Genomic DNA, 14,258 nt, shown 5'->3' on the forward strand with positions numbered 1-14,258 from the left:
ATAAGCAATATGTTTAATCCGCCTAAATTTGCCGGAATGCTTAATTCCATAATGAAGGAAAAGTCCGGAAAAGCAGAAGACGAGAAGCTCGCAAGGGAGCTTGTGGAAGAGGACGCGCAGCCGAAGGTTAATAAGAAATTTACTTCCTTCAGGGAGCATCCTCTCTATCAGAAGATAAGTACCATGAGAACCCTGGCTTCTACCTTTCACATTGAAGATCCGTTTTTCAGGGAACATGAAAGACTTAACGGAACCGTTACCAGAATCAACGGAAAGGATTACGTCAACTATTCCAGTTATAACTATCTTGGCTTTAACGGCTGTGCCGAACTTAACGAAGCGGTAATTAATGCCGTTAAGGTTCACGGCACGTCAGTCGGCGCCAGCCGACTGGTTGCCGGAGAAAGGCCTTTCCAGCGGAGTCTTGAAAGGAAGCTTGCCGATGTTTATGATGCCGATGACGCCATTGTCTTTGTAAGCGGTCATGCCACCAACGTGAGCGTCATAAGCACTCTTTTCGGAGCGAATGATTTAATCATCAATGATTCGCTGGTTCACAACAGTATCATCGAGGGTATAAAGCTTTCAGGGGCAACTCATTTTCCGTTCGTTCATAACGATATGGATTCACTTGAGAACCTTCTTAAAAAGAACCGCCGTAATTACGAAAGGGTACTGATTGTAACCGAAGGACTTTTCAGCATGGACGGGGATATTCCGGATCTGCCTAAGCTTATAGAGCTCAAAAAGAGATTCGGCTGTTTCCTCATGATTGATGAGGCTCATTCACTGGGAGTTCTCGGTAAAACAGGTAAGGGGGTTTACGAGCATTTTGACGCGGATCCTCACGATGTTGATCTCTGGATGGGAACACTCAGTAAAACACTGGCCGGATGTGGCGGATACATTGCCGCCACGCAGGACATAGTTGATATTTTAAAGTATAATGCTCCGGGGTTCGTTTTCAGCGTGGGTATATCGGCTCCCATGGCGGTTGCCGCCGAAACGGCGCTGGATCTGATGAAAAAGGATCCGTCAAGGGTAAGGAGACTTCAGGATAACGGAAAGCTGTTCCTTGAAACCGCAAAAAGACTGAATCTGAACACCGGAAAATCACTGGGATATTCCGTAGTGCCGATTATCACCGGAAGTTCCAGAAAGGCGGTATGGCTGTCTGCCGCTTTATTTAAGGAAGGAATAAACGTACAGCCGATAATTCATCCTGCCGTGGAGGAACGGCAGGCAAGACTGAGGTTCTTTATAACCTCAGAACATACAGCAGAACAAATCACGAAGACATGTGAAATATTGTCTTCCTTATGTAAGAATGAAGGGATTTAAATGATTTCAAAAATAGCCGTTTGCATCAAAACAGCATTACTGCTTTCAGTTGTGGCATCACAGGTAACTCTTTCCGGATGTACACTCCCTCATGCGGGACCAAGCTACGGGGACATAACCTCCAGGGAACAGCCTCAGCAGCAGACTCCGATTTCTCTGGTAATGGTTGACGAGGCAGTAACGGATCTTCTCAATGAAGACGTTTCAAAGTCTTCATTTTATGACGTGTTCGGTGACAGAAAGCCGGATACCTATACCGTAAATTACGGTGATTCTCTGGAACTGTACATCTGGGAAAGTGCTCCGGCACTTCTTTTCGGGACCAACACCGTCGACAGTGATAATCTGTCGGTAAGTTCCCAGAAGCTTCCGGTTCAGATAATTGAAGATGACGGTAAAATCTCCGTACCGTTTGTCGGCATGATTTCCGTTGTCGGTAAGACTGTCCGTCAGGTTGAAAAGGATATTCTTAAAGCTCTTGAAAACAAGGCCAATAATCCTCAGGTTCTGGTAAAGGTTTCTGACAGACCTGCTGACAAGGTTACCGTTATCGGTGACGGACAGGGTGGCAGCAGCATTCTCCTTTCACCTAAGGGCGAAAGGGTGCTTGACGCCATTGCGTCAACTGCGGGAATTGCCAGCACCTTCAATAAAATTACCGTGGGGCTCACCAGAGACGGCAAGACCGTAACCATGCCTCTCGAAAGCATTATTAAGGATCCGAAGCAGAACGTTTACCTCAATTCAGGTGACGTGCTTGTGGCCATGAATCAGCCGTGGTCCTATTCCATTATGGGAGCAAATCTCGGTTCAGCCAAGGAAATTAATTTCGAAGCCACCGGCATAAGTCTGCTTCAGGCGCTGTCACGTGCCGGCGGTCTGAATGACAACATGGCCGATCCGTCAGGTGTGTTTGTGTTCCGTTTTGAGGATAAGGAGACCTATAAAAAACTTTCCGATGCGTTTAATTCAGCCAATGCTTCAGCTGAAGGCACTAACGCCAAAGCTTCGGGAAAGTCATGGGTATATCCGATGGAACAGGTTGACAAGTACAGCAGACTGGAATCAATACCGATGGTATACCAGATTGATTTAAATCAGCCCGGCTCATTCTTTTCTTCACAGAACTTCAGTGTCAAGAATGGTGACGTGATTTACATTGCCACCGCTTCAAGCTATGAACTGTCTAAGTTCCTGCGCATTGTCGGTCTGATAGTTAATCCTGCTCTTTCATGGGGCAACAACATTAACAAGATAACGGAATAATTGGTTTAGAGTGCTATGAGTGGTAATCCTGTAAAAAATACCCTGATGGTATGGAAGGCTCTTTTTTTAAAAGACGCCTTAAGCCGTTTTTTCGGGAGTCGCGGTGCCTGGGCCTGGATGCTTATTGAACCGTGCATTCACATATTGTTTATGGTATTTGTTTTCACGGTGATAAGAGCCAAGCAGGTCAGTGGCGTTGACGTCGCATCCTGGCTGATGGTGGGTTTTATGGGGTTCTTTCTGTTCAGAAGAACTGCAGTACAGGGGATTCATGCCCTTGATTGTAACAAGGCATTTTTTGCCTTCAGACAGGTGAGACCTTTTGATACGGCACTGACCTGTGCCACCGTTGAACTGTTCTCCATGTTCTGGGTAACCGTTCTTATGGTTATAATTTTTGCTTTTATTGGGTATCAGGTAATCCCAGTTGATATCTTAAGGGTACTGGCAGGCTTTTTCGGTTTATGGATTTTAGGATTGGGATACGGACTTATCTCGTCCGTTTCCATGAGAATCGTCAGGGACTCCGGGCATATTTTACAGATTCTGATGATGCCTCTGATGATTATTTCCGGAGTTATTATTCCGGTTGCCAGAATACCTGAGCCTTATCAGAGTCTTCTGACCCTCAATCCCATAGTCCACGGACTCGAATCCATGCGTTTGGGCTTTTGGCCGTATTATCATACAGTTGATGCTTCCTTATGGTATTTGTACTGTGTGGATCTTTTGTTGGTTGTTATAGGAATGGCTCTTTACAGAGTATTAGAAACAAGATTGGTGACTCAGTAATGATTATTGTTAAAGACGTGTATAAGCGTTATACCACTAAAAAAGGTGTTGGAGACTGGGTTTTAAAGGGGATAAATCTGGTAATTCCCAAAAACAGAAGCGTTGGGATCGTTGGAGGTAACGGAGCAGGTAAGTCCACTCTTCTGAGAATAATATGCGGTGCGGACTATGCGAGCCACGGTATTGTAGAACGTCACTGTAGGATGTCTTGGCCAATGGGTAACGGAGGTGTTGAGCCTACAATGACAGGGCGACAAAATGCAAAATTCATCTGCAGAGCGCACGGCTTTGAAGATGAAATGGAAGAGCGTATAGCCAGAATAGAGGATTTTGCCGATATCGGTCAGGCTTTTGACAAACCGGTAAACACTTATTCTTCAGGTATGCGTTCAAGATTGCAGTTTGCTTTGTCTCTGGCCTTTGATTTTGATGTTTATGTTTCTGACGAAGTGACATCAGCAGGTGATGCGGCATTTAAAAAAAAGGCGAAAAAAGCGTTTAGGGATTTGGCGGGAAAATCAAGCATCATTATGGTTGCCCATAATGATGAAATGTTAAAGAGTTTTTGCGAATCAGGTATTTTTTTGTATAAAGGTCAGGCAACATGGTACGACAAATTGGATGATGCCTTGGCTGCTTATAAGGAAACTATAAAAGTATGAGTGAAACACAGGTTAATGATGTTAATTCCGCGGCGTTAAGGGATCTGGGCAAAACAACCAGAGTCGTAAACCGTGCGTTTAAGTATATTTTTAATGCAATTTACGTGGCGGCTTTTCTAAGCCTCATTTATTGGTGTTTCGCCTCAGATCGTTACGTTTCCGAAGCAGTTGTTCTTGTTCAGAATACCGATACCGGCGGTTCCACCCAGTCTATGGATCTTCTGAACCTGTTTTCCAACACCACCGGGAATAAAAGTGATCAGCTTTTGCTGGTAGAGTATCTGACTTCCCTTGATATGCTGAATAAGTTGGATAAGGAGTTTGATCTCAGAAGCCATTACAGTTCTACCGATCATGACATTGTTTCCAGACTTTGGGATAAGGATGTTTCAATAGAGTGGTTCTATTCTTATTTCAAGAACCGTGTTTTTGCGACATATGATGACTATACCGGAGTCATCAGAATTGAAGCTCAGGCTTTCGATCCTGAAACAGCCGAAAAGATTTCGGCATTTCTGGTAAAGGAAGGCGAAGCCTTCATGAATGAACTGACCCATTCCGTTGCTAACGAACAGGTTGTGTTCCTTGAAGAACAGGTTGATGCAGCAAGAAACGACCTCCGTGCAGCCAATGATCGTCTTCTTAAATTCCAGAATCAGAAAAACATGGCTTCACCTGCCATCGAAGTTGAAAATTATCAGCGCATCATTGCTGATTTGGAAAAGCAGAAGAGTGAACTCATCATTAAGATTCAGTCTCTGCCTCAGTCAATCGGTTCCGATAATCAGATTAAGCAGTCACTAAGAAGTAACATAAAGGCGATTGACGAGCAGATTGCAAACGTCAGATCATTTATTACTTCAGACAAAACAACTTCTCTTAACGATTTGGCTGATAAGGAACAGGCTCTGAAGATGGATGTTGACTTCAAGAAGGACATTTATTCATCCGCTCTTACCGGTCTTGTAAAGGGTAAGATGAATGCCGCCAGACTTATTAAGCATGTGTCCGTTTTACAGAGTCCTTCAAAGCCTGAGTATGCACTGAAGCCTGAAAGGTTCTACTGCTTTGTTGCCACCTTATGCATAGCACTTTTAGTGCTCGGCATGCTGCAGCTTCTCAAGTCCGTAATACTTGACCATGTTGATTAATCAGCTTCACTGACATTATGCAGACTTTAAGAGCCGGCGTTTGCCGGCTCTTTTACATAGTGTGCTCGGCATGGGGAGAATCTATAGGGTGAAAGTCCCAAATCCGTCCGCTAGAGGAAAGGATTAGCGAAATCCCTATACCGAATTTGATACCGAGCCATGTGGCATAAGCTCGTTTGGCTCGGTGGGATTGCTTCACTAATTTCGTAAATGGTCTGCCCCCCCTTTTTTTAACCGGATTAAACCACGGCATCCTTAATCCGGTGAAGTTTTAGATCTGTCATAAAATCCGGTTACATGTAACTGGAAACGTGAGGAAGCCATGATAATTAAGTTTATGGAAAGTCTTCTCCGGTGATCTTTAAGTCAGCTTTAAATCAGTTACCCGCAGTACACGCATTCCGAGCCGGCAAAGACCATGGCATAGGCTTTGACCGTTTTGTCCCTGAATTCCAAGGCTGTTTTGTAGGTATTAACCTGTTCGGTTGCATCTTTTATAGTGTTTTGAATCTTTGCTTCCGTAGCATCTGTCTTGGTGACGTATTTCAGTTCGATAAGATAAATGCACTGGTTACTTTTCCCCTTGTTAACGGTTATTACCAGATCGGCAAACTTTTCTCCTTTTCCGACAACTCTGAGAGACTTCTGCATTTCAACAAATATCCCGCGCAAGGATTTAAGCTTGGTGCAGAGTGTCAGATTAAGTGCCATTTCGCTCATGTGAGTCAGTACCTGATTGGTGAAGATTCCGCTCAGGAATTCCGTACAGGATGAGGCAAATGAACTGATGTCATCATTAACATCACGTAACGATGATATATCAAGAACCGTATCGGTAAATACCGTATTTGTTTTTAATCGCATGTCAGCGATGCATTGAGCAAACAGCTTTGACATGAAAAGATTAGGTATTTTGAGAGCCAGAGAGGAACTGTCGGAAGCCTCCTTATCAATAGTCAGATACCCGAGATAATAGAGCATGGAGAGAAGCTGCTCCCGGTTATATCCGGTTACTTTATTTAAATTAATGTTTTCCGCCAGCTTGTCCAGAAAGAACAAATCATTACTCAAATAGCTTTCCACGATCTCATCTACCAGACCGTTTTCGGCGATGTCAAACAGCTGCTGCAGTTTTGAACCGTCGTGATCAGAAGCTGGATCCATATAGTCTTCCGGAGGAAAGAACTGCTGTTTATTCTGTACTGTTCTTAAATAATAAAGACACATGGATGAATTAAATACGGTGTGTTCGGCCTCCTGACTGAAGCAGTAGCCGTCATATACCGGTTTCATTCTGGCTATTATTTCATCTGTGCTTACGCCAAGCTCTTCAATATCAACTAGTTGCGGAATAAGCTTTTCAAGTTCATCTTCAGTAAAACCGGCATATTCATTAAAGCATTTATCAGAAGTGACATTCAGTGAAATATTAAATCCGGAGGTAAGTGAATCCAGGGAAACGGATGATACCCCGGTAATAAAGGTTTTGGCGACAACGCGTTTAGCCCCGTCTTTTATGGCAGCATAGAAATCCTTAAGAAATCCCCCCGTACCGGTAATTGCTTTGAAGAGTTCCAAATCCTGAGAGAGAATACTGTTGGCAAAATTATCATATTCGTCAATTATTAAGTAAAGAGATTTCTTGGACAGATACAGCTTATATGCTTTAAAAAAGGATCTGATAAAGCTGGAAGGTGTTTTCTTTTCCTCCTCTGTAGGATTGAAAACAAAATCTGGATAACGTTCAATAAAATCGGTAATTCCTAAATCAACTGCCGTGATAAATCCATTGATTAATGTATTCTTGTCATCACCGGATACTCCTGAAAAATCAAAGTCCAGTACATGGTATGTGTTGTGGCTTTCCAGATGTTCATTATATACGGCAGTTCCGGAAAACAGTTCTTCATATCTGTCAGCGTACGATATGTCGTAAAAGCACTTAAGCATCTGAACAAAGGTGCTTTTACCGAAGCGTCTCGGACGGAGAAGAACAGGGTATGGTGTCATACCATCATCATCAAGATGCAGAATTATGCCGCTTTTATCTGCAAAGGCACGGTTTCGAAGTTTAAAACTTTCGTATGCAACTACACCATAAGGGGAATTTAATAATTTTACTGATTCTTCCGCCATAATGAATTCCTGATTTTCAAATAATGCCTGACACCTATGCGGTTGCCCTGACACCTTTGAGGTCGTAAAGCGTAATTTACGGCTGTCAACCGCCGGATGAAACTGGTTACAATACTTACTGTCTTCAGATGTTAAAGCGTTTTACTGTAAATATCAATATTTAAGAGATGTTATGGTGATGAATACCGGTTTTATTTTTGGCAATCACATAGAAAGTGATTGTCCCAAAAATATAGCTGAATTTTCCAGAAAGTCGATGTTTTGGTATACTGTGGCCATTTATGATTAACAGATGATTTGGTGACGGATTTTAACTTAGATCTGTCTTTTTAAACGGATTTTTTATGGCTACATCTTATGGTACAACATGGTGGGGAAAGGAATGGCTTGCATCCCTGACTAAAATTGATAATGCCAACCGGATTCCACGCGGAAAAACTTATGCCAATACCGGTAAGGTATTGGATCTTACTATTACTGAAAATGTTATTTCCGCAAAGGTTAAAGGTCACTATGCTTCATCCTACAGGATTACCATTACGGTTCCTCAGGTATCTGCCAATGACATGGAAAAACTGATGGATCTCATTATGACGAAGCCGAATATTATGGCTTCTCTGTCAAATAGAATACTTGATCCTGATCTTCTTGATATTGCTTCGTCTCTTGATATCAGTATATTCCCGAGACAGTGGCGAGATCTGGAAATGAATTGCAACTGTCCTGATTTTGCCGTGCCGTGCAAACATATTGCCGCTGTTATATACATGATGAGCATGGAGATTGACCGGCGCAAGATTAATCTGGATAGGGCTATGGAGGTCAGTGTTCCTAAATGGAACGAGATATCCGGATTTTCCGGACATGATGATAAGCGACATGAATGTGAATCTGGACTGCCGACAGATGAAGAAACTGATGATGAAAACTGCAGCACCGGTTTCCTGGAGGATACTTCCGGAAACAGTGAGGAGGAAAACCGTCTTCTGAGTATGTTGGACAGGCTTTCCTTTGAACCGGTACCAAATCTTTTCGAAGATCTTATGAATCTGCTGCCGGAAAGTCCTGCTGGTTATGTTTTCGGGAATTTCAGAAGTAAATACGGCAAACTGCTTCAAAAAGCCGCTAAAAAAGCCAAAGCCGTATTAAAAAATACGGATATAGGCGAAGATGCTTTCAGGCATCTTCGTCCAGGAGTAAATGTTTTTCCGGAAATCACTGAGAAAAATGAAAACGTGGTTACGGCCGGCAGTCTGATTTCTAGTGATACCGTCAATAAAACGGTTTTAAAAAGATGGAGTAAAAAACGTCAAAGCTACGCTGATGAGTATGTAAATCCCGTTCAGAAAAAAGGCATGGATGCCGTTAATGCGGTCATGGCATACACCGGTTGCGGTATTCTGGTAAATCACGATATCACTGACAGAGTATCCGGACTTCCAGGAATACCTGGTTCGGAAGTGATTAGCTCCTGCTATTCTACTGAGGAGGAAATCTGCCTCAGACTTTACTATATTGCCCTCAAGCTGGTGGTTTCAGGTGCGATTATTCCTCAGATTATAAGGTTTGAGCCGGAATACGGTCTGATGATTAAACAGTTAAGACTTATAAAAGATGAGTCTTCCGATGCTGTATCCTGCCGTTGGATTCCGGCACTGCTTTCTCCTGATGTCAGAGCTTTATGTACCAGGACCGGTAATATCCTGAAGGGCTTTTCCAGAAAAATAGTGGCCGTAGAGGGAGATGCGGAACCGTCAGCACTTTTTATCGGAACCACAGCCATCGGCTACTTTGTTTCGAATATCATTCAGGACACCTATTTTGATGAGTACGATAAAACCTACTCGGATGATATTGTATTTGATCTTCTTTTTGATACTCCCGGTGCCGCTATTGCCTATAACGGTCTGCTTCCTGAATACATCAGTTTGGAAAAATGGCTGGTTTCCTTCCATCTGCTTGACGGGGATATGGTTCCGCTTATTTCGATTACTGAATCTTCCGCCGGTGAAAACACGGCGGAGCACGGCTCTGCCAAAGCCGAAGGGACATCAGCCGAAATGGCGGATGATGCGGTAAATGTTTATTTTTCTCTGAGTTTAAGTTCCAAAAGTCTTGGAAATGAGGCTGTTCCTCTTGCCAGAGTGCTGGCGAACCCAGCCGATCCATGTTATTTTGATGTTCTGAAGCTTTCCGGAAAGCTAACATTCTGCTGTCCTGCACTGAATACTCTGCTTAATACCGGTAAGGATAGAATAAAACTTTCCATAAAGGAGCTGGAAGAACTTCTTATCAGCTCTCTTCCTCTTTTAAAGATCATCGGCTGCCGGATTGTCATGCCGAAAAGCATGCAGAAGCTTCTTAAACCGGCAGTGAAGATGAAGATCTCCTCGTCAGGGATGCCGGGTGGAAGCTTAAGCTTTATCAATCTTAAAAAGATACTGTCCTATGACTGGGAGTATACGGCAGGGGATCTGGAGCTTTCACCGGACGATTTTGCCGGGCTTGTCGACAATGCCGAAAAACTTGTTCGTTTCAAGGGGCGGTACCTTTATTTTACCGCTGATGATGTTAAGAATCTCCTTAAGCAGAAGAAACAGACGGAAAAGGCTGTTTCCGGCAATGCACTGGTGCTGGCCGCCATTACCGGAAGTTTTTCCGGAATAGATGTGCTCCTTGATGATACTGCCACCGCTACTCTTAACGGACTGTTCAGACGCAGGAATATCGAAGTGCCTGCCACGGTTAAGGCAGAACTGCGTCCTTATCAGGTAAGCGGTTTCAGCTGGCTTTACAACAACGCCATGCTGGGCATAGGCTCCATCATCGCCGACGACATGGGGCTCGGTAAGACACTGCAGGTTATTACCGTTCTGGAGTCGATGCGTCTTGCCGGAGAATTTAATAAAGCAAGAGCGCTGGTGGTGGTTCCGAAAACTCTGCTTATCAACTGGCAGAAGGAAATAACCAGATTTGCTCCGGAACTTAAGTATTCCGTAGTATACGGTCCCGGAGCGGAGATTCCTGAGAAAGGGCATGTGGTTATCACTACGTACGGCAAACTCAGATCTGCAACGGAGCTTTTTGCCTCAATGAAAATCAGAATACTGATTATTGATGAAGCTCAGAACATCAAGAATGCCTCCACAACTACCAGAAAAGCAGTATGCTCTCTGAAATCAGACGGCTTTATCGCCATGTCCGGCACACCGGTGGAAAACAGACTGCTGGAATACTGGTCAATTATGGATTTTGCCAATCCGGGGCTTCTCGGCAGCATGTCATCATTTAACAAGGCATATGCCGTGCCGATTGAACGGGAGAAGAATCTTAAATCTCTGGAGCAGTTTAAACGTCTTACCTCTCCGTTTATCATGCGTCGAATGAAAACAGATAAATCCATAATAAGCGATCTGCCTGAGAAAATAGTTACCGAGCAGTACTGTTCTCTGACAGTCGAACAGAAGGTGCTTTATGAGTCAGTCGTGAATAATGCCGTTTCCATTTTGGAAAAGGGAGATTCTGAAGGTAGTGATTTCCAGAAGCAGCGACGGGGAATCATTCTGTCAATGATTACCGCTCTCAAGCAGATCTGTAATGCTCCGCACTGCTATGACACTACAGCTTCCTCTGAATGGGAGACCTCCGGCAAGGCGGGGACTCTTCTAGAACTGGTATCATCCCTCAGGGATGCCGGCAGAAAGACCATTATTTTTACGCAGTATACCTCTACCGGAGAGCTTATTGCCTCATGGTTTAAGGATAAGATGAATATTGACGCTGATTTTCTGCACGGCAGCATTTCCCTTAAGGAACGCGAACGGATGGTCAGTGTATTTCAGACCGACCGTCACCGTCCTGTGCTGATCCTTTCCCTGAAAGCCGCCGGTACCGGTCTTAACATAACTGCCGCATCCGCCGTGATTCATTATGATCTGTGGTGGAATCCGGCAGTAGAGAATCAGGCGACAGACCGAGCTTTCCGTATCGGGCAGAAAAATAACGTCAATGTCTATCGTTTTATCTGTGAAGGCACCTTTGAAGAAAAAATCGATGAAATGATTCGAGCCAAGAGGGAACTTGCCGATCTTACGGTAGAGTCCGGGGAAAAATGGATTACTGAAATGTCCATTGGTGAAATCAAAGATTTGTTTAAGCTTTCAAAAAGCATTGATGCCGGTGATGACTGATGCGGATATCTGAAACTCCATGAAAGTGAAGACGTTTATTTTTAAGGATTGCCGTTTTTAACAGGAGAGCCGGAGTCTGTTCTCCGGTTGTTCCGTGTGCTGGGCATTTTTTATATCTATAGCACGAAATTTAGACGTTCGGAATAAAAATTAAAAAAAATAGATACGGTACGGATAATATTTTTAATTTTTTTGTTAAAGTGTTTCATTCGTGAGAACAAATCATTGGGAAAATGGAATTTATGTTTGATTTACACAGCTCTTATACCATTTCTAAGCTGAGAAAATTAATCAGCTCGGCAGATCGTGCAAATCCTCCTTGTGATTTTACCCCGCAAAAGGGGAATTTCTTATATGTTCCGGCAAGCTGTCTGCCTTTTCACATAAGCGGATATACCAAAAGAACTCATGAAATATTGAAATCACTGAAGACTGCTTTTGTCCGTCATAACGAGATTAATCCAGACGCACAGCAAAAACTGTTTGTTCTGACTAGAACTGGATATCCATGGGATCGCTTGGATTCCCTCGAATACCCTGAAAGTGAATCAAACGTAATTGACGGAATTACATATGATCATCTCAGATCTCCGAGAAATTTTTTTATTACGGCTATGTATGTTGCTAAGGCCTCGAAGCGCATAGAGGAATATATCATTAAAAACAGAATATCCTGCGTTCATGCCGCTTCAAATCACGTCAATGCGCTCCCTGCACTAATCGCTGCTAAAAGACTCGGCATTCCATTTCAGTATGAGATGCGTGGGCTTTGGGAACTGACAAGAATATCCCGTGACCCGAAATTTGTAAAATCCCATAATTTTAAGCTGGGACTGAGCCTTGAGGCCATGGTTGCTACAAATGCCGATAAGGTGTTTGTCATATCTGAACAGCTGTCAGAATACATCAGAAACAATTGGAAAGTATCGCCGTCCGTAATAAGACTGCTTCCTAACTGTGCCGATGTGGAAATAATTAAGCCCAAGGATAAAGCAGACAATGAGGCTGAAATCGGTAATTTGTCAGGCACTGAAAGTAATGATTTCCATAACGGTAAGCCTCCCGTAACGATAGTTTACGCTGGTTCGTTAATTGTTTACGAGGGGATACAGACACTACTAAAAGCTATGTCCGTACTGGTTCATGACGAACATCTCCAAGTCCGACTTGAGATTTTGGGCGACGGTGAGTACCGTAAGGCTTTGGAACATCTGTCTGCCGAACTGAAACTTCAAAATCACGTGTTTTTTCATGGTATGGTGACTCCTGATGAAGCCGAGAGAAAACAGGATGACTGTTCTCTTGTCTGTATCCCAAGGGAACCTTTTGAGGTGTGCAGAATAGTTCCTCCGATTAAATTGGTGGAAGCAATGGCCAAGGAAAAATGCGTTATCGTTCCAGATCTTCCGGTGTTCAGGGATGAACTCGGTCTGGGGGATTCCGGATGCCTTTTCTTTAAGTCAGGAGATTTTCATGATCTTGCACGTGTTCTTAAGGAAAATATCTATGACGCTGAAGGACTTCGTGAAAAGGGACGCAAGGCCAGACAATATGTGATAAACCACAGACAGTGGAATCAGTTTACCGGTGAGGTTTATTCATAATGCTTGGCAACATTATCAGAATGACGCGTACGTTCATGTACGATTATCCACGCATAAATGAAGACCGGGCCGGAGACGGTAAGTTCGGTTCTCTTAAGGTTGCTCTCCTTACGGATTATCTTACGTCCGTGAATCTTTCCTTTGAATGCAGAGTCAGAAATCTCACACCTCATAATTTTAAGGATGTTCTGGTTAACTGGAAACCTGATCTGGTTTTTGTGGAATCAGCATTTCACGGCTACCGCTGGAGCTGGAGCTACAGGCTTGTTAAGCATCTGGCCGTGTTCGGAAACAATGATTTGAATGAATTTTCCGAGCTGATAAAGCTTGCCAATGATCTTCATATTCCGACCGTTTTTTGGAATAAGGATGACGGGGCGTATTTTGAACCGTTCATTGACGTGGCGGAAAAATGCGATTACATCTATACAACTGACAGTAACTGTGTTCCGAAATACAGGGAACGCGTTGCACGTAATTCTTCTGACGGAACATGTGCAAAGCATGTTTCCGTCATGCAGATTGCGTATCAGCCGCGGATTCATAATTTTACGGGATTTAACTTCACCAAAAAGAGAATGTGTTTTGTGGGATCCTATTACCGTAAGATACTCAATTCCAGAAGACTGTTTCTTGATGCGGTTTTTGACGTCTGTAACAGAAAATCGGTAATTCTGGATGCTTATGACCGTAACAGTTCCAGAATGTCCGGTTATTTTGAATTCAGGTTCCCCAAAAGTGATTTCATAAACGTTTATCCGAGTCTTACCAATCAGGAAACTGCTCAGGTTTATAAGGATTACAACGTCTGCCTTAACGTTAATTCCGTCACTGATTCGGAAACCATGTATTCCAGAAGACTTATAGAAATACTTGCATGCGGCGGTATCCTGCTGACCAACAGATCAAAGGCAGTCGATCTTCATTTTAAGGACTTCTGTACATCGGTGGATAATCCAGAAGAACTTTCAGACATCCTGCCCGGCATGGTGGAAGCTCCTTCAAAAGAAAACATGGAAAGGGCGTTTGCCGGAAGTGAGTTCGTGAAAAAACATTACTCATGGGAACGCAGACTTGAACAGATGGCCGAGGATATGGGGCTCTAGTTATCATTTC

Annotated in this window: 9 protein-coding genes; 8 read left to right on the forward strand and 1 reads right to left on the reverse strand. The window is 43.5% G+C overall.

Annotated features, from left to right (window positions below; genetic code table 11):
• The first annotated feature begins 9 nt into the window (after positions 1-9).
• From QZU58_RS06720 to QZU58_RS06740, 5 genes are read left to right on the forward strand one after another with little or no spacing between them, the layout of a single operon-like run.
• Positions 10-1,341 carry an aminotransferase class I/II-fold pyridoxal phosphate-dependent enzyme gene (locus tag QZU58_RS06720; protein WP_294495788.1) on the forward strand — a complete coding sequence of 444 codons (1,332 nt, stop codon included), beginning with the start codon at positions 10-12 and terminating at the stop codon, positions 1,339-1,341.
• The gene (locus tag QZU58_RS06725) at positions 1,342-2,607 is read left to right on the forward strand and encodes a polysaccharide biosynthesis/export family protein (protein WP_294495789.1); all 1,266 of its coding nucleotides are present in this window, start codon (positions 1,342-1,344) and stop codon (positions 2,605-2,607) included.
• A gap of 15 nt (positions 2,608-2,622) precedes the next feature.
• Positions 2,623-3,399: an ABC transporter permease gene (locus QZU58_RS06730; protein WP_294495790.1), complete on the forward strand. Its 777-nt coding sequence runs from the start codon at positions 2,623-2,625 to the stop codon at positions 3,397-3,399.
• Positions 3,399-4,061, forward strand: coding sequence for an ABC transporter ATP-binding protein (locus QZU58_RS06735; protein WP_294495791.1), 663 nt, complete (start codon positions 3,399-3,401; stop codon positions 4,059-4,061). Before QZU58_RS06730 ends, QZU58_RS06735 begins: the two co-directional genes overlap by 1 nt.
• Entirely contained in the window at positions 4,058-5,212 is a 1,155-nt protein-coding gene (locus QZU58_RS06740) for a Wzz/FepE/Etk N-terminal domain-containing protein (RefSeq protein WP_294463346.1), read from the forward strand. The genes QZU58_RS06735 and QZU58_RS06740 overlap by 4 nt, the downstream gene beginning before the upstream one ends.
• 381 nt (positions 5,213-5,593) lie before the next feature.
• On the opposite strand, the gene QZU58_RS06745 is transcribed toward QZU58_RS06740, so the two are convergent.
• On the reverse strand, positions 5,594-7,348 hold the full coding sequence (locus tag QZU58_RS06745) for an AAA family ATPase (RefSeq protein ID WP_294495792.1): 1,755 nt from the start codon (positions 7,346-7,348) through the stop codon (positions 5,594-5,596).
• 344 nt (positions 7,349-7,692) lie between these two features.
• Here QZU58_RS06745 and QZU58_RS06750 point away from each other — a divergent pair, with 344 nt between their 5' ends.
• The 3 genes from QZU58_RS06750 to QZU58_RS06760 all read left to right on the forward strand — a co-directional run bounded on the left by QZU58_RS06750 (position 7,693) and on the right by QZU58_RS06760 (position 14,248).
• Positions 7,693-11,538 carry an SNF2-related protein gene (locus QZU58_RS06750; RefSeq protein ID WP_294495793.1) on the forward strand — a complete coding sequence of 1,282 codons (3,846 nt, stop codon included), beginning with the start codon at positions 7,693-7,695 and terminating at the stop codon, positions 11,536-11,538.
• A gap of 242 nt (positions 11,539-11,780) precedes the next feature.
• Complete coding sequence (locus QZU58_RS06755) at positions 11,781-13,142, forward strand: glycosyltransferase (protein ID WP_294495794.1); 1,362 nt, start codon at positions 11,781-11,783, stop codon at positions 13,140-13,142.
• Positions 13,142-14,248, forward strand: a complete 1,107-nt coding sequence (locus QZU58_RS06760) for a glycosyltransferase (RefSeq protein WP_294495795.1) — start codon at positions 13,142-13,144, stop codon at positions 14,246-14,248. Before QZU58_RS06755 ends, QZU58_RS06760 begins: the two co-directional genes overlap by 1 nt.
• The last annotated feature ends 10 nt before the right edge of the window (positions 14,249-14,258 follow it).

This window comes from uncultured Ruminobacter sp., from assembly GCA_902764345.1.
Lineage (GTDB): Bacteria > Pseudomonadota > Gammaproteobacteria > Enterobacterales > Succinivibrionaceae > Ruminobacter.